At 73.6% G+C, this 21654-nt stretch carries 16 protein-coding genes; 6 read left to right on the forward strand and 10 right to left on the reverse strand.

The annotated features are described in order from the left end of the window. Positions 1-156: 156 nt before the first annotated feature. Both NQZ70_RS35640 and NQZ70_RS35645 read right to left on the reverse strand, forming a co-directional pair. Positions 157-1161, reverse strand: a complete 1005-nt coding sequence (locus NQZ70_RS35640) for an ABC transporter ATP-binding protein (protein WP_129578208.1) — start codon at positions 1159-1161, stop codon at positions 157-159. Next, the gene (locus NQZ70_RS35645; RefSeq protein ID WP_129578209.1) at positions 1158-2585 is read right to left on the reverse strand and encodes a sigma-54 dependent transcriptional regulator; all 1428 of its coding nucleotides are present in this window, start codon (positions 2583-2585) and stop codon (positions 1158-1160) included. Before NQZ70_RS35645 ends, NQZ70_RS35640 begins: the two co-directional genes overlap by 4 nt. Before the next feature lie 353 nt (positions 2586-2938). On the opposite strand from NQZ70_RS35645, the gene NQZ70_RS35650 reads away from it, so the two are divergent. From NQZ70_RS35650 to aat, 5 genes are all read left to right on the forward strand, one after another. Further along, on the forward strand, positions 2939-5746 hold the full coding sequence (locus tag NQZ70_RS35650) for an OmpA family protein (RefSeq protein WP_129578210.1): 2808 nt from the start codon (positions 2939-2941) through the stop codon (positions 5744-5746). An 86-nt stretch (positions 5747-5832) separates the two neighbouring features. Then, the gene (locus NQZ70_RS35655) at positions 5833-6588 is read left to right on the forward strand and encodes a hypothetical protein (RefSeq protein ID WP_129578211.1); all 756 of its coding nucleotides are present in this window, start codon (positions 5833-5835) and stop codon (positions 6586-6588) included. A 61-nt stretch (positions 6589-6649) separates the two neighbouring features. Next, a complete protein-coding gene (gene egtB, locus NQZ70_RS35660) occupies positions 6650-7972 on the forward strand; it encodes an ergothioneine biosynthesis protein EgtB (protein ID WP_207217578.1) in 1323 nt (440 codons plus the stop codon). A gap of 100 nt (positions 7973-8072) precedes the next feature. After that, positions 8073-9074 (forward strand): glycosyltransferase, encoded by a 1002-nt coding sequence (locus NQZ70_RS35665; protein ID WP_129578213.1) that lies wholly within the window; start codon positions 8073-8075, stop codon positions 9072-9074. 72 nt (positions 9075-9146) lie between these two features. Then, positions 9147-9869: a leucyl/phenylalanyl-tRNA--protein transferase gene (gene aat / locus NQZ70_RS35670; RefSeq protein WP_129578214.1), complete on the forward strand. Its 723-nt coding sequence runs from the start codon at positions 9147-9149 to the stop codon at positions 9867-9869. Positions 9870-9941: 72 nt separating this feature from the next. Here the strand turns inward: aat and rbfA are convergent, their stop codons facing one another. The 7 genes from rbfA to NQZ70_RS35705 all read right to left on the reverse strand — a co-directional run bounded on the left by rbfA (position 9942) and on the right by NQZ70_RS35705 (position 18817). Continuing rightward, positions 9942-10316, reverse strand: a complete 375-nt coding sequence (gene rbfA, locus NQZ70_RS35675; RefSeq protein WP_129578215.1) for a 30S ribosome-binding factor RbfA — start codon at positions 10314-10316, stop codon at positions 9942-9944. Further along, positions 10313-10708 (reverse strand): DUF503 domain-containing protein, encoded by a 396-nt coding sequence (locus tag NQZ70_RS35680; protein WP_129578216.1) that lies wholly within the window; start codon positions 10706-10708, stop codon positions 10313-10315. The genes rbfA and NQZ70_RS35680 overlap by 4 nt, the downstream gene beginning before the upstream one ends. A gap of 8 nt (positions 10709-10716) precedes the next feature. After that, the gene (gene infB, locus NQZ70_RS35685) at positions 10717-13824 is read right to left on the reverse strand and encodes a translation initiation factor IF-2 (protein WP_129578217.1); all 3108 of its coding nucleotides are present in this window, start codon (positions 13822-13824) and stop codon (positions 10717-10719) included. A 15-nt stretch (positions 13825-13839) separates the two neighbouring features. After that, positions 13840-14991, reverse strand: coding sequence for a DUF448 domain-containing protein (locus tag NQZ70_RS35690; protein ID WP_165374337.1), 1152 nt, complete (start codon positions 14989-14991; stop codon positions 13840-13842). 14 nt (positions 14992-15005) lie between these two features. After that, a complete protein-coding gene (gene nusA, locus NQZ70_RS35695; protein WP_275938176.1) occupies positions 15006-16631 on the reverse strand; it encodes a transcription termination factor NusA in 1626 nt (541 codons plus the stop codon). 48 nt (positions 16632-16679) lie between these two features. Continuing rightward, the gene (gene rimP / locus NQZ70_RS35700) at positions 16680-17312 is read right to left on the reverse strand and encodes a ribosome maturation factor RimP (RefSeq protein WP_129578220.1); all 633 of its coding nucleotides are present in this window, start codon (positions 17310-17312) and stop codon (positions 16680-16682) included. 296 nt (positions 17313-17608) lie between these two features. After that, the gene (locus NQZ70_RS35705; protein ID WP_129578221.1) at positions 17609-18817 is read right to left on the reverse strand and encodes a phosphoglycerate dehydrogenase; all 1209 of its coding nucleotides are present in this window, start codon (positions 18815-18817) and stop codon (positions 17609-17611) included. On the opposite strand from NQZ70_RS35705, the gene NQZ70_RS35710 reads away from it, so the two are divergent. Beyond that, positions 18816-19799 (forward strand): VCBS repeat-containing protein, encoded by a 984-nt coding sequence (locus NQZ70_RS35710; protein WP_237244334.1) that lies wholly within the window; start codon positions 18816-18818, stop codon positions 19797-19799. The two genes, NQZ70_RS35705 and NQZ70_RS35710, sit on opposite strands and share 2 nt — an antisense overlap. A gap of 29 nt (positions 19800-19828) precedes the next feature. Here NQZ70_RS35710 and NQZ70_RS35715 read toward each other — a convergent pair whose 3' ends face one another. Beyond that, positions 19829-21646 (reverse strand): hypothetical protein, encoded by a 1818-nt coding sequence (locus tag NQZ70_RS35715; protein WP_129578222.1) that lies wholly within the window; start codon positions 21644-21646, stop codon positions 19829-19831. Positions 21647-21654 lie beyond the last annotated feature (8 nt).

A 21654-nucleotide genomic window follows, 5' to 3' on the forward strand; every position in this document is an offset into this window, starting at 1 on the left:
GACATGGCTCATCCGGCAAGCCGGATGAGCCATGTCTCCGCCTCGAACATCGGCCCATCCCCCACCCCGCCCAGCGGACACCCTCTCCGGGGGCCTACCGTATGTCCGAGGGACGCGCTCCCCTCGGGCGGTTGTCCGAGGGATGACTGGCCTTGGCTACAGCGCGCGGCGCATGAAGAGATCCTCCAGCGTCTCGCGGCGCGGCGCCACCTCGACGACCTGCGCGCCCGCCGCGAGCGACGCCTGCAGCACGTCGCGCACGCGCGCCTCGCCCTCGACGTCGACCACCACGACGTCGCCCCGGCCCGTGGTCGCGAAGCCCATCCGGGCGAGATCCCCCAGGAGGTCTTCGCTCGCGCCCGCCAGCGTGACCTCGGTGCGCAGCACGTCGCCCCGGAGGAGCTGGCGGATCGCGCCGCTCACCACCACCTGGCCCTCGCGCAGGATCGCCACGCGATCGCACATCGCCTCGACGTCGCTGAGGATGTGCGTCGAGAAGAAGATCGTCCGGCCCTGATCGCGCTCCGCAAAGATGAGATCGCGCACCTCCTTGCGGCCCACCGGATCGAGGCCGCTCATGGGCTCGTCCAGGATCAGCATCTCGGGATCGGCGACCAGCGCGGCGGCCAGCCCCGTGCGCTGCAGCATCCCCTTCGACAGCCGGCGCACCTGCCGATCCGCGGCGTACGCGATCTTCACCTGATCGAGCACCTCCATCGCCCGCCGGCGCAGCGAGGCGCCGCGCATCCCGGACAGGCGGCCGCAGAGCTCCACGAACTCGCGCGGGGTGAGGTACGGGTAGACGTACGGGTTCTCGGGCAAAAAGCCGATCTTCCGGCGCGCCTCGGGCGACGGGACGCGCGCGCCGAACAGGTACGCCTCGCCGCCGGTCGGGGCGATGAGGCCCGTCAGCATCTTGATCGTCGTCGTCTTGCCGGCCCCGTTCGGCCCGAGGAAGCCGAAGATCTCGCCGCGGCGCACGCCGAAGCTCACCCCCTTGACCGCCTGGACCTCCCTCCGGCGCAAGAAGCCCACCCGGAACGTCTTCAGCAGGCCGCGGACGTCGATCAGCAGCTCGCCGCCCGGCGCCTCCCCGCCGGAGCGGGACGGCGCGGCGCGCTCGCCGCGCTCCTCGACCATCGCCTCGACACCGTCGCTCACGCGCCCTCCTCGCCGTCGGGGCCCTCGCCCGACGCGCCGTCCCCCGGCCGCGCGCGGCCGCGCGCCGTCGCCGCGCTGTACTCGTGCAGCTTGTACTGGATCTTGCGCGGGCTGATCCCGAGGATCGTCGCCGCCTTCGAGGTCGAGCCCTTGCACGCCTCGAGCGTGCGCAGGATCGCGTAGCGCTCCAGATCGTAGATCGTGCTCCCCGGGACGCGCGGCATCGCGTCGGACGCCTCGGCCGGCTCGGACGACATCTGCGCCGGCAAGTGCCGGAGCTCGATGCGCGCGCCGTCGCAGAGCACCGCCGCCCGCTCGATCGCGTTCTCCAGCTCGCGCACGTTGCCAGGGAACGAGTAGCTCGTCAGCGCCGACAGCGCCTCGTCCGTGAAGCCCTCGATCCGCTTGCCGTTCTCCTGCGCGTAGCGGCCCAGGAAGAACGTCGCGAGCTCGGGGATGTCGCTCCGGCGCTCCCGGAGCGGCGGGATCTCGAGGGTGACGACGTTGAGCCGGTAGTAGAGATCCTCGCGGAACAGCCCCTCCGCGATGCGCTGGCGCAGGTCGCGGTTCGACGCGGCGAGGATCCGCACGTCGACCTTCAGGGTCTCGTTGCCGCCCACCCGCTCGAACGTGCGCTCCTGCAAGAAGCGCAGGAGCTTCACCTGCGTGGCGAGGGGGATCTCGCTCACCTCGTCGAGGAACAGCGTGCCGCCGTTCGCCTGCTCGAAGCGGCCCTCGCGGCGGCCGACGGCGCCGGTGAAGGCGCCGCGCTCGTGGCCGAACAGCTCGCTCTCCAGGAGCGACTCGCTCAGCGCGGCGCAGTTCAGCCGGACGAGCGGCGCCTTCGCCCGCGGGCTCGCGCGGTGGATCATCTCGGCGATGAGCTCCTTGCCCGTGCCCGTCTCGCCCACGATCAGCACGCTCGCGCGGCTCGGCGCCACCTGCTCGACGAGCCGGAGGAGCTTCACCATGCTCGGGTGGCTCGCGATCACGTGGCCGAACGCGTTGCGCTCGCGCAGCCGCTCGCGCAGCCGCGAGTTCTCCTGGAGCAGCCGCGCCCGCTCCACCGCGCGCTCGACCACCACCGCGAGCACCGAGAAATCGAGCGGCTTCGTCAGGTAGTTGTACGCGCCCTTCTTCACCGCCTCGACCGCGCTCGAGATGGTGCCGAACGCCGTCATGACGACGAACGTCGCGTCCGGCAGCGCGAGCTGCGCCTTCTCCATCATCCGGATGCCGTCGAGCCCCGGCATCTTCAGGTCGGTCAGGACCACGTCCGGCGCGAACTCCTCGAGCTTGCCCAGCGCCTTGAAGCCGTCGGCCGCGGTCTCGGTGGTGTACCCCTCCTCGCGGAGGATTTCGGAGAGCGCCGCGCGCGCGTTGGCCTCGTCGTCGACGATCAGGATGCGCCCCCGGGATGCCATGTTGATCGCTTTCCTAGCATGCGCGCCCGCGGGATTGGGCGGCTGCGCGGCCCCGATCGAGCAGCGCCGGGGCCGCGGGGCGCCGCGGCCGAGCACGTTTGCGACCGGGTCGCCGGGCGCCGGCGCGGGCCATCAGGACGAGGCGCGACGAGGCGCGACGGAGGCCCGACGATCGCGCCTCGCCGCGGTGAGGCCGCACTTATCGAGCCGCGCGGCGCGGCTCGTCGGGGATCTGCCATCGACGAAAACCGCTGTTTCGTGGGCCGCCCGGGATGGTACAACGGGCCGCGCGCGAGGTCCCCACCGTCCCGATTGGCGGGCGTTTCCTTGTTCGATCTCGCGGATGAGGCTCGATGCATACGCTTCGGAAGGTGTTCGGCGATAGGCCCCGGCGCGCTGCGCTCACGGCGCTGCCGCTCGTCGGCTCGCTCACGCTCGCGGGCGCTGCCGAGGCGCAGCAGCCGCAGCCGCCCTTCGGACCGCAGCCGCTTCCGCCTCCTCCCGCGCAGCCCGGCCCCTTCGGCCCGCAGCCGGGCTTTCCGGGCGACGCGCCGCCGACCCAGTTCGGCCCCCAGCCGCAGCCGGGCTTCGGCCCGCAGCCGGGCTTCCCGGGCGACGCGCCGCCGACCCAGTTCGGCCCTCAGCCGCAGCCGGGCTTCGGCCCGCAGCCGGGCTTCCCGGGCGACGCGCCGCCGCAGTTCGGGCAGCCGGGGCAGCCGCCGCCGGACGCGAGCTTCTCCTTCGGCGCGCAGGCGTCCGTCGGCGAGCAGGGTGCCCAGGCGAGCGCGACGGCGCCGCGCTCCACCGCGTGGGACGAGGAGGAGCGCGCGCTCTCGCTCACCGCGCAGCCGAACCTGTGGGGGTCGACCGGCCTCCTCAGGACGTCGTACGCGGGCTCGGGCGCGCCGGGCACCTTCCGGGTGTCGTTCCTGCTCGACTGGTTCTCGACGAGCGGCTTCCTCTGCGATCCGGCCGAGTCGACGCTCGCCGGCCACCCGATCACCTGCGGCCCCGACGCGCGGGAGGACTCGGCGAGCCACGTGGGGGCGTTCTTCGCGCTGAACGCGACCCCCCTGCCCTTCCTCGAGGGCTATGCGTCGATCCGCACGTTCGCGAACGCGAACGATCAGGGCCGCCCGCGGCTCTTGCAGGTGCTCGGCGACACGACGTTCGGCGTGAAGGCGTTCACGCCCACGAAGATCGGCAAGCCGCTCACCTTCGGCGGCGAGGCGCAGCTGCTCCTGCTCAACGGCACGGGCGACGTGGGCCTCGCCGGCGGCGGCACGAGCGCGGTGTTCCGCGGGCTCGCGACGCTCGACCTGCGCAAGCCGCAGGGCAAGGGGTTCCCGCTTCGGGTCAACCTGAACCTCGGCTACAAGCTCGACAACTCCGGCAAGCTCGTGGAGGAGGTCGAGAAGGAGCGGGCCAAGGCGTTCACCGACGGGCGCGATCGGCAGCCGATCTCGCGCATCGAGCGGTTCGGACTCGGCATCAACCGGGTCGACTTCTTCCAGACCCACCTCGGCGTGGAGGTGCCGCTGCCGAAGGTGCAGCCGTACCTCGAGTACTCGCTCGACATCCCGGTGAACCGGCAGGGCTACGAGTGCCACACGAGCCGCGTGTCGCGCGGCGACGTCTGCCTCGGGCTCGACGATTTCGCGTCCCCGGACCCGCAGAGCCAGGGCGGACCGGGCTACGCCGCGGCGCCGTCGCGGCTGTCGCTCGGCGTGCGGGTGACGCCGTTCCAGAAGGCGTTCCGCGGCCTCTCCGGGCACGCGGCGTTCGACCTCGGCCTGTCGGCGACCTCCGTGTTCATCGAGGAGGTCGCGCCGCAGGCGCCGTGGACGCTGTACCTCGGGATCGGCTACGCCTACGACACGAAGCAGAAGGAGCCGCCGCCGGCCCCTGCGCCGCAGATCGTCAAGGAGCCGCCGCAGCTCGTGCCCGCGCCGCAGACCTTCGCGCGCGGCTTCGTGCACGAGCAGAACAGGCCCGACGCGGCGGTGGCGGACGCGATCGTGACGATCGAGGGCGTGCCCCAGCCGCCGTACGCGACCGGGCCGGACGGCCGCTTCCTCACGCGGCACCTCGAGCCGGGGACGTACACGTTCAACGTCCGGGCGAACGGCTACAAGCCGGGCACGTGCCAGGCGACGATCCTCGCCGGCGGGGCGGCGCCTGGGCAGCCCGGGCCGTTCGGCCCGCAGCCGGGGCCCTTCGGTCCGCAGCCCGGGCCGTTCGGCCCGCAGCCGGGGCAGCCCGGATCGTTCGGCCCGCAGCCGGGGCAGCCGGGCGCCTTCGGTCCGCAACCCGGACAGCCCTTCGGCCCGCAGCCCGGGCTGCCCTTCGGTCCGCAACCCGGGCAGCCGGGGCCGTTCGGCCCGCAGCCGGGGCCGTTCGGCCCGCAGCCCGGGCAGCCCGATCCCTTCGGTCCGCAGCCGGGGTTGCCCGGCGCCGGACCGGGTGCGGCGCCGCCGCAGGGGCCGACGTTCGTGGACGTCGACTGCTCGCTCGAGGCGCTGCCCAAGACGGGCAACATCGTCGGGACGGTGAAGGACGCGGAGAGCGGGGACGCGGTCGCCGGCGCGACGATCCGGCTGACCGACGCGGCGGGCCGCGAGCAGACGGCGACGAGCGACGCGAGCGGCGCCTTCCGCTTCCCGGATCTGCCGGCCGGCGCGGTGACGCTCAAGGTCGAGGCGCAGGGCTACATGAACCACGTCAACCAGGCCGACGTCCGCACGAGCGAGGACACGCGCGCCGCGCTCACGGTGAACAAGCGGCCGAAGGTCTCGCTCGTGAAGGTGCAGGGCAACGAGATCAAGATCTCGCGGCAGATCCACTTCGAGACCGACTCGGCGAAGATCCTGGGCGACTCGAACGCGCTGATGGAGGAGATCGCGGACGTGCTCCAGCGGAACCCGAACATCCGCAAGGTCGAGATCCAGGGGCACACCGACAACACGGGCGGGCGCGAGCACAACCAGACCCTCAGCGAGGCCCGCGCGAACTCGGTGCGCGCCTGGCTGATCCGGGCCGGCGTGGACGGCTCGCGCCTCCTCGCGAAGGGCTACGGGCAGGACCGCCCGGTCGCGCCGAACGTCACGCCCGCGAACAAGGCGAAGAACCGGCGCGTGCAGTTCATCATCGTCGAGAAGTGAGCCGGGCCCGCCGCCGGGCGGATCCGACGCGCGGCCGCGCCTCGGCGTCGCTTGTCGGCGCCGGGGCGCTGCGATAGGGCACGCGCATGATGAAGCAGGTCGTCGCGGGCGCGCTCGCCGTGATCGCGGGGTGCGCGGCGCCCACCCCGGCGCCGGACGCCCGGCCCGCCGAGAGCGCGCGGCCCTCGTCGGCCGCCGCCGCCCCGCCGGCGTCGGCGACGGCGGCCGCCAGCGCGCTTGCGTCCTCCGGCGCGGCGCCGGCGCCGCAGCCGGAGGACGCGGGCGCGCCGGCGCCGCCGCTGGACGGGGGCGCGCGCGCGGCCGACGAGGCGGCGGCGACGGACGGGGCGCCCCCGCCGGGAGCGCCGCCGGCCGCCAGCGCCGATACGACCGCGATCGCGACGAACAAGATCCTGCCGCCGCTCGAGAGCGAGGAGCTCACGGCGCGGGCCAGGGCGCTGTTCGACGCCATCGTGAAGAACGAGCCGGCGCTGGCCGACCCGTTCTGGTTCCCCAAGGAGCCGTTCATCCCGCTCAAGGACGTGAAGGATCCCGGCAAGTACTGGGACAACCTGCACGCCGCCTACGCGAACGACGTGAAGGCGATGCACCGGAAGCGCAAGAGCTGGGAGGGCGCGCGGTTCGTCGGCTTCGAGGTCGGCTCCAGGCCGAAGTGGGTGCCGCCCGGCGACGAGGTCAACAAGATCGGGTATTACCGCTCCTTCCACGGCAAGCTGAAGTACGAGCTCGATGGCAAGCCGGCGAGCGTCGACGTCCACACGATCATCTCGTGGCAGGGCCGCTGGTACATCACGCACCTCGGCGACTTCAAGAAGCGCTAGGCGCCCGCTCCCGCCGCAGCGACATCGCTCGCCGATGACGAAGGGATCCGAAGTGAACGCGATGGAACAGGCAGAGCGCGTCGCGGGCAGGCTGAGGGCGCGGTACGACGCGGTCCGGGCGTTCACGGAGTCGCTCTGCGCGCCGCTCTGCGCCGAGGACTACGTCGTCCAGTCGATGCCGGACGCGAGCCCGGTGAAGTGGCACCTCGCGCACACGGCGTGGTTCTTCGAGGCGTTCGTGCTCGGCCAGCGCGCCGGGTACGCGCCCTTCCACCCGCAGTTCGGGTACCTCTTCAACTCGTACTACGTGAGCGTGGGCGAGCGGCACGGCCGGCCGCGGCGCGGGGTCCTGTCGCGCCCGACCGTCGAGGAGACCTACCGCTACCGGCGCCACGTGGACGAGCGCATGCGCGCGCTGCTCGACGAGATCGCCGCGGGCCGGCACCTCGATCTCGCCTTCACGATCGAGGTGGGGCTGCACCACGAGCAGCAGCACCAGGAGCTCATCCTGACCGATCTGAAGCACGCGATGGCGCAGAACCCGTTGCGCCCCGCCATCTTCGGCGGCGCGCCGCCGGGGCGGCGCGGCGGCGCCGCCGGGGAGCTCCGCTTCGTCGAGCACGCCGAGGGCGTGCGCTGGATCGGCCACGGCGAGGGCGGGTTCGCGTTCGACAACGAGGCGCCGCGGCACCGCGTGTTCGTCGGCGCGTTCGCGCTCGCGGACCGGCCGGTGACGTGCGGCGAGTACCTCGAGTTCATGCGGGACGGCGGGTACGCGCGGCCGGAGCTCTGGCTGTCGGGCGGCTGGGATGCGGTCGTGGCGAACCGGTGGGAGGCGCCGCTCTACTGGGAGCAGCGCGACGGGGGGCTCCAGCTGTTCACGCTGCACGGGCTCCGCGAGATCGACGCCGACGAGCCCGTCTGCCACGTGAGCCACTACGAGGCCGACGCCTACGCCCGCTGGGCGGGCGCGCGGCTCCCGACCGAGGCCGAGTGGGAGACCGCCGCGCAGGGCGCGCTCGCCGCCGCGGGGGAGGTCGCCGGCGGCGCCGCGCCGGGCGAGGCGGCGCTCCAGGGGAATTTCGCCGAGAGCGGGCGCTATCACCCGGAGCCCGCGGAAGCGCCGGCGCGGCCGGGCGCCCCGCGGCAGCTCTTCGGCGACGTGTGGGAATGGACGTCGAGCGCGTACGCGCCCTACCCCGGGTTTCGCCCGTGGCCGGGGGCGCTCGGCGAGTACAACGGCAAGTTCATGAGCAGCCAGCTCGTGCTCCGCGGCGGCTCGTGCGCGACCCCGGCGACGCACCTCCGCGCGACGTACCGGAACTTCTTCCCGCCGGACGCGCGGTGGCAGATGAGCGGCATCCGGCTGGCCCGCGACCTCTGACCGGGCCGCGCCGGCGGCGCGCGCCCTTCCTGTGGACGTCGCGCCGCCGGCGCGCGCCCTTCCTGTGGACGCTGCGCCGGCGCGCCGCCATGGTCTCGGCGTGGCGCCGCTCGTCTCCGTCTTGCTCCCGTACCGGCAGGCGGAGGCGACCATCGAGGAGGCGCTGGAGAGCGTGCTCGCCGAGCGCGAGGTCGACCTCGAGGTGATCGCCGTGGACGACGGCTCGACCGACGCCGGCCCGGCCACGGTCGCGCGCATCGCGCGGCGCGACCGCCGCGTCGTCCCGGTCGCGACCGGCGGCGTGGGCATCGCGCGGGCGCTCGCGCGCGCGGCGGAGGTGGCGCGCGGCGAGCTGCTCGCGCGCATGGACGGCGACGACATCTCGGTCGGCGGGCGCCTCGCGCGCCAGGCCGAGGCGCTCCGGCGAGATCCGCGGCTCGCCGTCGTCGGGGCCCGCGTGGAGGCGTTCGCGGCCGGGCCGATCGGCGAGGGCATGCTCCGCTACGTCGACTGGCTGAACTCGATCCTCACCCCCGAGGATCACGCGCGGGAGATGTTCGTGGAGTCCCCGCTGTGCCACCCGTCGGTGATGCTGCGGCGGAGCGCGCTGGAGCAGGTCGGCGGGTTCCGGGAGGCCCCCTGGGCGGAGGACTACGACCTGTGGCTGCGCCTCGACGCCGCCGGCGCGCGGATGGCGAAGCTCCCGGAGCTCGGCCTGCGCTGGCGGCACCGCGAGGGCCGCGCGACGTTCGCGGATCCGCGGTACGCGATCGCGCGGTTCCTCGAGGCCAAGGCGCACTACCTCGCGAGGAAGCTGGGCTCGGCGCGCCCCGTGGCGGTGTGGGGCGCGGGCAAGACGGGCAGGCGGCTGGCGAGGGCGCTCGCCCGGAACGGCGTGAGGCCGGAGCGGTTCGTCGACATCGATCCGCGCAAGATCGGCCGGATCGCGCAGGGGGCGCCGATCGTCGATCCGTCGGGGCTCTCGCGGGGCGCGCAGACCCTCATCGTCGCCGTGGGGGCGCGGGGGGCGCGCGCGCTCATCCGCGAGCACCTCGCCGCGCGCGGCTTCGTCGAGGGCTCCGACTATGTGTGCGCGTCCTGAGCGCGCGGCGCGCGGACGCAGGGCGCCTCTTTGCAACCGCGTGCTCCGGTGGGAGGATTCGATCCGACAGCGATGCGCGTCCCGGTGCTCACGAGCAAGCTCGACTTCCCTCCGCCCGAGCGCGCGACCCCGGAGGGGATCGTGGCCGTGGGCGGCGAGGCCTCGCCGGAGCGGCTCCTGGCCGGCTATCGCCGGGGCATCTTCCCGTGGCCCCACGACGGGCTGCCGCTGCTCTGGTTCTCCCCGGATCCGCGCTTCGTCCTGCCGCCGCGCGAGGCGCACATCCCGCACTCGCTGCGCAAGCGGGTGCGCCGAGGCGGGATCGAGGTGCGGACCGACACCGCGTTCGCGGACGTTATGCGGGCCTGCAGCGCGACGCCGCGGCCGGGGCAGAGCGGCACGTGGATCACCGAGGAGCTCGTCGACGGCTACACGGCGCTGCACGCCGCCGGGGTGGCGCACAGCATCGAGGCCTGGTCGAACGGCGAGCTCGTCGGCGGGCTCTACGGCGTGTCGCTGGGGCGGATGTTCTTCGGCGAGTCGATGTTCGCGCGCGCGCCCGACGCCTCCAAGGTCGCGTTCGCCGCGCTGCTCGGGAACCTCGTCGCCTGGGACTTCGCCCTGGTGGACTGCCAGGTGTACACGGAGCACCTCGATCGCTTCGGCGCCGTCGAGTGGCCGCGGCGCGAGTTCCTCCGCGCGCTGAAGACGGCGCTCGACGCCCCGACGAAGATGGGGCCGTGGCGCTTCGACCTCGAGCCCGCGCAGGCGATCGAGCGGCTCATCTCCCGGTGATCGCGCTCGAGCCGCGCGCAGGGCCGTCCGAGCCGCGCGCAGCGCTGCCCGGGCGCGCGCCGCGCCCCGGCGCTACGAGCGGCCGTCGCCCGCGTCGTCCTTGATCTCCCGGAGCAGCTCCTCGATCCGCCGCTCGGCGTCGGGGCCCTCGTCGTAGAAGAACCGCAGCGTCGGCACCACGCGCAGGCCCATGGTGCGGGCGACGTCCCTGCGCAGCCGGCCGGACGCCGCGTCCAGACCCTTGAGCAGGGCGCGGCGCGACGCCGCGTCCTCCGCCCCGAACTCGTGGCGCACGTGGACCTTCGCGCTCTGCAGGTCGTCGGTGATCTCCACGCGCGACACGAGCACCCCGACGATCCGCGGATCGCGCAGCTCCCGGAGCAGGTTGGACAGGTCCTCGCGGAGCCGTTCGGCGACCCGCGTCGCCCGCTTCACCGTGCCGCTCATTCGTCGTCCTCTGCGTCCTCGAGCCTGTCCGAGGCCGCTCCCAGATCCTCATCCTCGCGGCCGAGCGCCTGCTCGATGCCGCCCTGCACCCCCGCTCCCCCCTCGCCGAACGGCACGATCTCGGTCGCCCGGTCGGTGAGGACGGCGTGGGGCAGCGACCCGGCCATCGCGGCCACGTCCGCGAGGACCCGGTCGCACATGGCCGCCGAGTTCGAGACGACCGCGACGCCGAGCGTCGCCCGCCGCGGATCGTCGAGCACGCCGACCTCCGCGATCGACACGCGCATCCGGCTCTGCGCCCGCTCCTTCAAGGAGCGCACCACGCTGCGCTTGTCCTTGAGGGAGCGGGCCCCGACGATATCGAGGCGGAGACGGAGGACGCCGACGAACATCTACGGGCTCAGAGCTTCGTCTTGACCTCTTCGATCTCGAAGCTCTCGACGATGTCCTTCTCCTTGATGTCCGAGTAGCCGTCGAGCGAGATACCGCACTCGAACCCCTCGACCACCTCTTTCACGTCGTCCTTGAAGCGGCGCAGCCCCGAGAGGCGCCCCGTCCAGATGACGACGTTGTCCCGGATCAGGCGCGCCTCGCCGCTGCGCTTCACCGAGCCGCTGATCACCATCGAGCCGGCGACCGTGCCCGCCTTCGTGATCTTGAAGACCTGGCGGACCTCGGCGCGGCCGAGGACCTTCTCCACCTTCGTCGCGGGGAGGAGACCCTCCATCGCGCTCCGGATGTCGTCGACGGCGTTGTAGATGATGTTGTAGAGCCGGATCTCGACGCCCTCGTTCTCGGCCAGCGCGCCCGCCTTGCCGGCAGGCCGGACGTTGAAGCCGACGATGATCGCCTTCGACGCGACCGCCAGGTTGACGTCGCCCTCCGTGATGCCGCCGACGGCGCCGTTCACGATGGTGACCTTCACCTTCTCGGTCGAGAGCTTCGCCAGCGCGTGGGTGATCGCCTCGACCGAGCCCTGCACGTCGCCCTTGATGATCAGCTTGAGCTCGAGCTGATCGGCCTCCTGCAGGTTCTTCGTGATCGACTCGAGCGAGACGCGCGAGTCCTGCGGGATCAGCGTCTTCGACGCCTTCTTGCGGCGGGTCTCGGCGATCTCCTCCGCGGTCTTCCCGTCCTTGACGGCGTGGACGGGATCGCCCGCGCTCGGCACCTCGTTGAGGCCGAGGACCTCGACGGGCGTCGCGGGGCCGGCCTCGGCGACGGAGCGCCCGAGCTCGTCGGTCATCGCCCGGACCTTGCCCCACGCGGCGCCGGCCAGGAGGATGTCGCCCGTGCGGAGCGTGCCGTCCTGGACCATGACGCGCGCGACCGGGCCGCGGCCGCGATCGAGCAGCGCCTCGATGACGGTGCCGCTGGCGCGCTTCTTCGGGTTGGCGCGGAGGTCCTGGACCTCGGCGAGGAGCAGGACCGACTCGAGGAGCTGGTCGATGCCCTGCCCCATCTTCGCCGACACGCTGCAGAACATCGTCTCGCCGCCCCACTCCTCGGGCTGCAGCCCGAGCGCCGCGAGGTCGCGCTTGATCTTGTCCGCGTCGGCGCCCGGCTTGTCGATCTTGTTGACCGCGACGATGATCGGCACCTTCGCGGCCTGGGCGTGCGAGATCGCCTCCTTGGTCTGGGGCATCACGCCGTCGTCGGCGGCGACCACCAGGATCACGATGTCGGTCAGCGACGCGCCGCGGGCGCGCATCGCCGTGAACGCCTCGTGGCCCGGCGTGTCGAGGAAGGCGATCGTGCCCCGCTGCGTCTCGACGCGGTAAGCGCCGATGTGCTGGGTGATCCCGCCCGCCTCGCCCTCGGCGACGGTGGCCTTCCGGATCCGGTCGAGCAGCGACGTCTTGCCGTGGTCGACGTGGCCCATGACGGTGACGATGGGCGGACGGATCTCGACGTCCTCGTCGGCGTCGACCCCGGCCTGCATCGCCGCGGTCAGCGTGTCCTGCTCGCTGACGGCCACGTCCTCGACGCTCCAGCCGAACTCGCTCGCGAGGATCTTCGCCGTGTCGGCGTCGAGCGTGCTGTTGATGTTCACGCCCGTCATGCCCATCGACAGGAGCCGCATGAGCACGTCGGTGGCCTTCAGGCTCATCTTCGCGGCGAGCTGCTGGAGGGTGACCTGCTCCTCGATCTTGATGACCTTCTTGTGCGAGGCCATCTCCTGCGTGGAGACCTGGACCGGCTTGCGCGGCAGGGCGCCGCCCGGGCGCTGCCGCCCGAAGGTCCCCGGGCGAGCGTTCCGGCCGCCCGGCATGGACCGGCCGCCCGGACCGAAGCTGGGGCCGCCGGGGCGCGCCTGCTGGGCGTTGGCGCGCGGATCGTAGGTCGTGCGCCGCGCCGGCGGCGTGCCGGTGCGGGCGGCGGGCATCGTGACGCCGGGGCGCCCCTGCCACACCTCGATGCCGGTCTTCGGCGGCGACGACGGGCGGCGCGGCGCCTGGTTCGCGGGCGCCGCCTCCTCCGGCTTGGCCGCGGCCGCGGGCGCCGGCGGCTGCGTCGGCCGCGCGCCGGGGCGGGCCGCGGACGCCGCCGGTTGCGCCGGAGCCCCCGGCCGCTGCCCCGCGGGGGGCGGCTGCGTCGGCCGAGAGGCCCCCTGCGCCGGAGCGGGCGCCGGCGTCGAGGGCGCAGCCTGCGGCCGGGCCGGAGCGGGCGCTGCGGCAGCCGCGGGCTTCGCCGGGGCCGGCGCGGGCGCAGCCGCCTGCGCCGGGGCCGGCGCAGGCGCGGCGGGCGCCGCGGGAGCGACCGCTTGCGCCGGAGCCGGCGCAGGCGCCGCGGGAGCAGCCGCGGCGGGCGCGGGCGCCGCGGTGGGCGCGGGCGGGGCGGCGGCGGGCGCCGTTGCGGCGGGCGCCGCTGCGGCGGCGGGCGGAGCGGGCTTCGGCTCGGGCGAGGTCACCTTCGTCTCCTCCGCGGGCGCGGGCGCGGACGCCGCGGCAGGCGCGGGTGCTGCGGGAGCGGGAGCCGCCGGGGGCGGCGGCGCTGCCGGCGCGGGGGGCGCAGCCGCAACGGGCGGCGCTTCCGGGGCAGGCGCGCTGGGCGCGGGCGCAGGCTCGCGCGGGGCCGCGGCGACCACCGGCTCGGGAGCCGGCGCCGGGGGCGCTGCGACGGGAGCGGCGGGCGGCGGAGCGGGGCGATGGACCGGCGCTTCTTCCTGGGCAGCGCGCTCGGGCGGCGGGGAAGCCGGAGCGGACGCCGCCACAGGCCGAGAGGGCGCCGGCTCCGGAGCGGCGCGCACGGGCGGCGCCTCGGCCGGCTCGGGCTCAGCCCCGGGCCGGGCGCGGCGCTTCACGACGGTCGGACGGATCCGCTCCTCCACCACCTCAGGCGACTTCTGCCGCTCGAGGTGCCGCTTAACCCGCTCGACGACGTCGGACTCGACGGCGCTCATGTGGTTGCGCACGTCGCCTATACCCATGGACTGGAAGAGCGCGACCAGCGTCTTCTGGTCCATGTTCAACTGCTTGGCGACCTCGTAGACCCGGACTTTGCTCATGCACCTCGCTCCACGTTAACCAATCCGCCTCACCCATCCGCGCGGGCGACGATTTGCGGCCACTCTGTCCACCGTCGAGGCGCGTCCGGTAGAACCGGACATCGCCGCCCTGCCCCCGACCGCGCCGCCTTCCCCGGTCCCCGGCGCAGTAGCAAGAAGCCGACCGGACCCACTCTCTGACGCCAACCGCGCCTCGCGGCCAGCAAGCTCGCCCGTCGGGCTGCCAGGTTGTCCCCCGCCCCCCTCGGACGCCGGCCGAGCGGAAGGCCTGGGGTGCTCGACGTCCACCCCCGCCCTCCCCGGCCCACGGCGGGGCGGCGGGCCGGCAGGGCCGGGCGCGGCCTTCTGCGGCTCGGGGCTCCCGCCCTCCTCGGATCGGGCAGCCGCGTTGCGCGAGGGCCGCCCCTTTCGACCGGAGCCGCCGCGCCCGCCCTCCGCGGCGCCCTCGCCGCGCTCGATGCGGGCGCAGGTGTCCACGACGTGCGCTGCGTGCGCGACGGCGGCGGCGATCGAGGGCAAGGAGATCGCCATCACCGCCACGCCGCGCTCGCGCGGGCCGCCCGCCAGGGAGCCGAGCACCTGCTTGCTGCCCCATGCGACGGCGCGCCCCTCGGCGATCGCCCGCCGCACCTCCGGCAGATCCGCGCCCGCCGCCGCATCGCACGCGACCAGCACGAGCGCGGCCTCGCCCCGCTGGCACGACCCGACGACCGCGTCGGCGCCGACCGCCACGCCCTGGGAGCGGACGGCCGCGCGGATGAGCCCCTGGAGCCGTCGCTCCGTCGCCTCCCGGATCGCCCGCGCCAGCGAGATGGTCGTGAGCGGCTCCGGCCCGGGGGCGGCCGGCTCGCCGGCGCGCTCCTCGCCCGGGCCGCCCGGGCCGGCGGCCCCGACGATCGCGTGGACCCGCCCCTTCGCGGCGCGGGCGAGGCCCCGGGCGACCGCGGCCGCCAGGCAGTCCCGCTGCGGATGCACGTGCGCGCCCCGCCCGAACCCGCCGTCGCCCGGATCGACCGCGATCACGCCGCCGGGGCCGAGGATGAGCCGGACGAGCGGACGGGCGCCGCGGGCGTCCTCGACGCCGACGCGCTCCCCGCAGCCGACGCACGTGCGCACCCGCCCCTTCTCGAAGGGCTCGCGCTCACCCGCGTCGCTCTGTCTGCTCACCGTCGATTCCATCCTTACGCGTGCCTCGCCTCCGCCGCGCGACGGATGTCCGCCCGCGCTGCATCGAGCACCTTCTGCTCGCTCTCGACGAAGTCCCGCGCGCCCTGCTTGATGGCGCGCGCCTTCTTGATGCCGAGGCCGGTGCGGATCGCCAGCCGATCCTCGTCCTCCCGCAGCACGTCCTCCACGCTGCGGTACCCGGCCTCCTCCAGCAGCACCACCGTCCGCTCGCCGACGCCGCGGATGAACATCAGCCGCTCGCGGTCGGTGAGCGGCTCGGTGCGCGAGCTCGCGGAGCGGATGCGCTCCTGCCGCAGCCGCTCCATCGTCGTGTCCGCCTGCGACTTGATGCGCTCGGCGGCCTCGGCGCCGCCGAGGCCCGGGATCGCGGCGAGCTCCTCGACCGACGCCTCGCTCACCTCCTCCAGCGCCCGGAAGCCGAGGCGGTACATGGACTTGGCGATCTGCTCGGTCACGCCGTCGATCTGCTGGAGGGCGGAGATCGCCTCCTCCTCCATCTGCTTGAACTTCGTCTCGCTGATGATGTCGAGCTTCCAGTTGGTCAGCTGCGCGGCGAGCCGCACGTTCTGGCCCTTGCGCCCGATCGCGAGCGACAGCTTCTCGTCCGGGACCACGAGCTCCATGCGCCCGTCGGCCTCGTCGACGATCACCTTGTGCACCTCGGCCGGCTGGATCGCGGCGATGACGTAGCGCGCCGGATCCCGGTCGAACGGCACGATGTCGATCTTCTCGCCGCGGAGCTCCTGGACCACGGCCTGCACGCGCGAGCCCTTCATGCCCACGCACGCGCCCACCGGGTCGACGTCCGCGTCGCGGCTCGTCACCGCGATCTTGGAGCGGGCGCCCGGCTCGCGGGCGACCGACACGATCCGCACGATGCCCTCGTAGATCTCGGGGACCTCGGCCTCGAAGAGCTTCTCGACGAGCCGGGGGTCGGAGCGGGAGAGGATGACCTGCGGCCCGCGCGCCTCGCGATCGATGTCCTTCACGTACGCGACGATGCGGTCCCCCGGCCGGTACGTCTCGCGCGGCGTCTGCTCGCGGAACGTGAGCACCCCCTCGGTGCGGCCGATGTCGACGATGATGTTGTTGCCCTTCTCGAACCGCCGCACGATGCCGCGGATGAGCTCTCCCTTGCGATCCTTGTACTCGTTGAAGATGAGATCGCGCTCGGCGTCGCGCACGCGCTGGAGCAGGACCTGCTTCGCCGTCTGCGCGGCGATGCGCCCGAAGGTCGTGCGGCCGTGCTTGAGCTTCAGGATGTCGCCGTACTCCTTGTCCTGATCGCGCGCCTTCTCCGCGTCCTCAGGGCGCCAGAAGACCTGGAAGCCGAGCTCCTCGCCCAGGGTCGCGTCCAGCTTGAGCTTGTTCACGTCGGTGATGGAGATCTCGCGCTCCGGCTCCGTCACGGCCTCGACCACGGTCATGTACTGGAAGAGATCGATCTGCCCGGTGTCCTCGTTGAAGCGCGCCTCGAGCTCGCGGGTCGGGCCGAAGACGCTCTGCGCGGCCTTCAAGATCGCGGCCTCGATCGTCTCGACAAGGATCTTCTTGTCGATCCCCTTCTCCTTCGCGACCTGATCGAGGATGCTGCCGAGGCTCGTCTCCGAGGTCGGCATCGCTGCCATCGTTGCCATGACGTCCCTGTCTCCTGATCTTTCTTCTCTCTACTTGCGCTTCTCGGAGCCGCGCTCGCTCCGCCCGGAGGACGGTCCCGGAGCCGCCCCCGCGGACCTCTTGGCCTGCCCCGACTCCTTAGCGGTCTCCTTGCCGTGCCGCTGCCCCTTCTTGGGCTTGGGCTGCGTCGTGAGCTCGAAGACGAGGCGCGCCTCCACGACATCCGAAACCGGCACCTCGATCCGCTTGCCGTCGACCAGGACCGCGACCTGCCCCTCAGGAGCCTGAAGGAGCTCGCCCCGGAGCAGCCGCTGGCCGTCCGGCGCGGGCCGCGACAGCTTCACCTTGGCCGCCTTGCCGAGGAAACGGGCGAACTCGGCAGGGGTCCGCAGCCGCCGGTCGAGACCAGGAGAGCTGACCTCGAGGTTGTAATGGTTGGGGATGAGATCCTCGACGTCGAGGACCGACGAGACGTCGCGCGACACGTCCGCGCAGTCGTCCAGCGTGACGCCGCCGCCCACGTCGGCCGCCCCCTCGCGCTCGATCGTGATTCGCAGCGTCCAGCCCGCCCGCTCGGTCGTCCACTCCAGGTCGACGAGCGTGACCCCGTGCGAGGCGAGCACCGGCGCGACCGCGTCGCGAACGCGGCCGAGATCGAACGCGGCTCTGGTCGTAGGCTCCATCGGTTGCGGCATGTGAGAGACGTCACCCTCGGCGGATCCGGGACCTTCCGGCGCCATGAGCCCCGAGCGACGGTGCCCGGCGCCCCTGCGCCAAAAAAAAAGAGCCGATTCCCGAACTGGGAATCCGGCTCGCGGATCCGCCTAGTTGTCGGCGGACAACCTAGTCGAATGCGGGCCTTCATGCAAGGGGGGATACGGGCAAACCGCTCCTGCATGGCCGGGGATCTCCCCGCCGGTTCTTTCCCGCGTCGCCCGCGTCCGGGCCGCGCCGCGTCACCGCCGGGAGGCGGGCCGCCTTACGCCAGATTCGGCAGCGCGACGATATCCACGTGCAGGACCTCCTCGAACGCCGCGATCTCCTTCAGGCAGGCTTCGCTCGGCCGGCCGGTGACCCGCATCTTCGTGCACGTGGCAGTGGCCCCCTCGAAGACCGTATTCGAGATCTCCTCGATGTTGATCCCGTGGCGTTTCATGACGCTGAGCGTGTTCGCGAGCACGCCGACCTTGTCCAGCATCCGGACGACGACCGCGTAGCGAGCGGGCGAGGTCGCGCAGATGTTGACCACGTTGGGCAGGTCCGCCTCCGTCAAGAAGGCGCGGATGATCCGGGCCGTCTCGAGGGCGACCGCGCGCTGGGCCTGCTCGGTCTGCGCGCCGATGTGCGGGGTCGCGTAGACGAGCCCCCGCCCGAGGAGGTGCGACTCGAACGGCGCCGAGCCCTTGTCGGGCTCGCTGGCGAAGACGTCGAGGCCGACCCGCAGCCCCTTGCGCGGGATGAGCTCCTCCAGCGCGGCGTAGTCGAGGACCTCGGGGCGCGCGGCGTTCACGACGATGGCGCCGTCGGGGAGCGCCTCGAGCACGCTCCGGCCGACGATGCCGCGCGTCTGCGGGGTGGCCGTCAGGTGGATCGTGAAGATGTCCGAGCGGGCGGCCAGCTCTTCAAGGGTCCGGGCGTAGCTGACGTCGAGCTTGGCGGCGCGGCCCGGCGTCAGCGAGCGCGACCAGGCGTGCGGCTCGAGGCCGAAGGCGCGGGCGCGCAGCAGCACCTCGCGGCCGATCGCGCCGAGCCCCGCGATCCCGATCCGCCGGCCGAACAGGCCGCGAGCCGCCGAGTACTTCGTCTTCTCCCAGCGGCCGGCCCGGAGCTCGGACGTCGCGTCGACGAGGCGGCGATCGAGCGCGAGGATGAACGCCATCGTCAGCTCCGCGACGGCGGTCGCGTTCTTGCCGGGACAGTTCGCCACGTAGATGCCGCGCGCGCTCGCCGCCGCCACGTCGATCGTCCCCACGCCGACCCCGGCCCGCACGATCAGGTTGAGCTGCCGTCCAGCCTCGATCGCCTTCGCCGTGACCTCCGTCGAGCGAACGACCAGAATGCCGACCCCGTCCAGGGCCGCCGGCAGGGTGTCCCTGGTGAGCTCCGGCCGGGACTCGATCTGGATCCCGAGCACCTTGAGCTCTTCCAGAGCCGAGAGGTCCATCTTGTCGGCGACTAGCAGGCGCATGCGGAAGGGAACGGTAACAGAAAAGCTCTCGCTGACGGCGTGCGTTCTGCTCGCCGCCTGCGCGAGCGATCATCAGGTTTCTCCCTGGGGCGCCGCGCGCATGCCGCCCCTCGCCGCGTACGTCGCGCCCCCGGACCTCGACGCCCACCTGCGCGCCATCGACGTGGAGGCCGCCGAGCTCGGGCTGACGCTCGAGGTCGAGCTCCGCGGCGCGCTCCCGCGCCGGGGGGGCGAGGTGGTGCTGCGCGGCTACGGCGGGACCGACGCGATCGGGCGCCGCACCTCGGCGGTCCGCGTGGCGACCCCGCGCGGCGTGGTCATGGCCGCAGGGCCCCTCGACAGCGCGCGCGCGGACCGCAGCCAGGCGACCCAGCTGGTACCGTCGCTCCCCCCGGGCTCGGAGCCGGACGCGACCGAGCAGCTCGGGGCGTTCCGCTCCGGGACCGATCTCAACCGCGACGGCGCGCCGGACGTGGTGCTCAGGAACGAGGCGGGCGCGCTGGAGATCTGGGCCGTGCAGCCGTTCGGCGCGGCCAGGTACGCCGTCGAGCTCGCGGCGCCGCCGCGGTTCGCGCTCGACGTCGACCACGACGGCACGCTGGAGCTCGCCGGTAGGGTCCCGGTGACCGAGGGGGATCCCATCGCGCCGGCTCTCCTCGACGTCGCGGGCTTCGAGGGCGGTCGCTACACGCACCGCGGCGGCGCGGCGCGGTCGTTCCACGCGGCGCGCGCGGGAGGCTCGGGCGCGGACGCGGGCGGCCAGGGCAGGCCGAAGGAGCCGGAGAAGGACGACGCCGCGCGGCTCAGGGGCGCGCTCGAGCGGGCCTGGCACGCGCTGCTCGCGGGCAGGCCGGCGGCCGACGCGCTCGCGGCGCTCGACCGGGAGCCGGTGCCGCCCGCGCTCCGGGAGGCGTTCGCGGCCCACCGCGCGCGGGTGGCGGGCGCGGCGCCGGCGGCCCCGGGAGGCACGCCGGCGCGGTAGGGGCCGGGCGGCGCGGCCGCGCGGCCCGCCTACTCGTCCGCAGGGAGCATCGGAAACGCCTGACCGAAGGTGACGAGGATGTCGCCCGGGAGCGAATCGGGCTCCCGGTAGCCGCGCGTGAGCGGGAAGCCCCAGTCGGCGCGCATGACGACGCGGTTGAGCTGCGGGAAGAGGGCCCGGAGCCCGAAGCCCGCCGACTGCTTGAGGCGCAGCTCGCCGTAGCCGTCGAACGCGTCGCCGGCGTCGAAGAAGGCGGCGCCCGCGATCTGGCACGACCAGATCTCGACCGGGCGCGAGCGGAGCTCCAGGTTCGCGGAGAGCACGTCCTCGCCGATGAACGCCGCCGTCGGGTACCCGCGCAGGCGGGTGTCGCCGCCGAGCTGCGACCTCCGGTTGAGGTAGTTCCGGTAGCGGTCGAGCAGCCGCACGTCGAACACGAGCCGCCCGAGGCCGAAGCTCGGCGTGTGCACGCGCGCGCGCGCCTCGATCGAGGCGTCGAAGATCTGGGAGCGGTCGAACTCGGTGATCGTCTTGACCACCGCGCGCGCGAGGCCGTCGCCGAGCGCGACGGTGTACGCCGCCGCGGCGGAGACCCCGAGGAAGCTCCGGGTGGAGTTGAGCGCGGTCGTGACCGGGTAGATCAGGATCGAGAGCTCGTGCCCGAGGCGGTAATCCTCCTGCAGCGCGAGCGTGTTGAAGTCGAGCACGCGCGAGAAGCGGGTCGAGTACGTGGAGTACTTGAACGTGGGCGCGACGCGGGTGTCGCTCACCGGCATCTCGCTCGCCTCGAACTCGGCGATCGCGGCCGGCGCGATGCCCGAGGGCGCGTCGAGGCGGTAGACCCTGCGGCTCGCCTCGATGCCCACCGAGAAGTCGTGCTTCACGGTGGAGGCGGCGCCGCCGCGGCCGCCGAAGCTGCGCGTGACGGTGTAGCCGCCCACCAGGATATCGCTGCGGTAGCGGTACGGGACGCCATCGTCGTCCGGCGTGGCCTTCGCGTCGAAGGTGGCGAGCTTCGTGCCGATGAAGCGGCGCGTCACCTCGTCGCGCCAGGAGATCTCGGCGTCCCAGGCCCACTCGGCCTCGGTCGCGTAGAGCGGCTGCCCGTACACGAACGTGCCGCTCGAGCCCTCGAGCGCGCCGGTCTCCCGCGCGACGATCGCGTTCAGCTCGGTCCGCAGCCGCACGTGGCTGCCCCCGATGCGCGGCATCGCGTAGGCGACGCCGAGCGAGAGCGCGCCGGGATCGAGCGTGAGCTGCGCCGCGACGGCGTGGTGGATGCCGAACAGGTTCGTCTCGGCGGGCTGCAGGAAGAGGTACTCGAGCTTCCCCCCGGCGAAGCGGTAGTTCGAGTTGAGGCGCAGGCTCCAGACGTCCTTGGTGGCGACCGCGACCCGCACCCGACCCGGCGCGCTGCCCCGCACGGCGATGATGAGGACGAGCGACACCTGGCTCAGGCCGCGCAGGTTGCGCGCGGACTCGTCGGCGAGCGCCTGCTCGTAGGGGCGCCCGACCGCGAGCAGCACCTCGCGCCGGATGACGTACGGCCGCGAGAGCACGTGGAACCAGTTCAGGAAGGACGGAGCGGGATCGCGGTCCTCGATCACCTCGAACGGGACCACGTCGATCCCCTCGACGATCTTGCCCTCGGGCGCGGGATCGAGCGTCGCGCCGAGCCGCGCCAGGGTGCGCTCGATCGTGGCGCGCTCGTAGCTCGAGTAGCCCTCGATCTGCCGAGGCGCGGCGTCAGCGGCCGGCGCGCTCTGCTGCGCGTGCGCCGCGGTCGCGAGGAGCGCGCCGAGGAGCGAGGGCGCGCAGCGCATCAGCACGATCGATGCGCACCGCACGCGCCGCT

Source organism: Sorangium sp. So ce836 (assembly GCF_028553905.1).
GTDB lineage: Bacteria > Myxococcota_A > Polyangia > Polyangiales > Polyangiaceae > Sorangium > Sorangium cellulosum_D.

Bases quoted from the DNA above. Each gene is read 5' to 3' on its own strand.
- NQZ70_RS35645 (WP_129578209.1), bottom strand. From the start codon at position 2,585: ATGGCATCCCGGGGGCGCATCCTGATCGTCGACGACGAGGCCAACGCG.
- NQZ70_RS35650 (WP_129578210.1), top strand. From the start codon at position 2,939: ATGCATACGCTTCGGAAGGTGTTCGGCGATAGGCCCCGGCGCGCTGCG.
- NQZ70_RS35655 (WP_129578211.1), top strand. From the start codon at position 5,833: ATGATGAAGCAGGTCGTCGCGGGCGCGCTCGCCGTGATCGCGGGGTGC.
- egtB (WP_207217578.1), top strand. From the start codon at position 6,650: ATGGAACAGGCAGAGCGCGTCGCGGGCAGGCTGAGGGCGCGGTACGAC.
- aat (WP_129578214.1), top strand. From the start codon at position 9,147: ATGCGCGTCCCGGTGCTCACGAGCAAGCTCGACTTCCCTCCGCCCGAG.
- rbfA (WP_129578215.1), bottom strand. From the start codon at position 10,316: ATGAGCGGCACGGTGAAGCGGGCGACGCGGGTCGCCGAACGGCTCCGC.
- NQZ70_RS35680 (WP_129578216.1), bottom strand. From the start codon at position 10,708: ATGTTCGTCGGCGTCCTCCGTCTCCGCCTCGATATCGTCGGGGCCCGC.
- infB (WP_129578217.1), bottom strand. From the start codon at position 13,824: ATGAGCAAAGTCCGGGTCTACGAGGTCGCCAAGCAGTTGAACATGGAC.
- nusA (WP_275938176.1), bottom strand. From the start codon at position 16,631: ATGCCGACCTCGGAGACGAGCCTCGGCAGCATCCTCGATCAGGTCGCG.
- rimP (WP_129578220.1), bottom strand. From the start codon at position 17,312: ATGGAGCCTACGACCAGAGCCGCGTTCGATCTCGGCCGCGTTCGCGAC.
- NQZ70_RS35710 (WP_237244334.1), top strand. From the start codon at position 18,816: ATGCGGAAGGGAACGGTAACAGAAAAGCTCTCGCTGACGGCGTGCGTT.
- NQZ70_RS35705 (WP_129578221.1), bottom strand. From the start codon at position 18,817: ATGCGCCTGCTAGTCGCCGACAAGATGGACCTCTCGGCTCTGGAAGAG.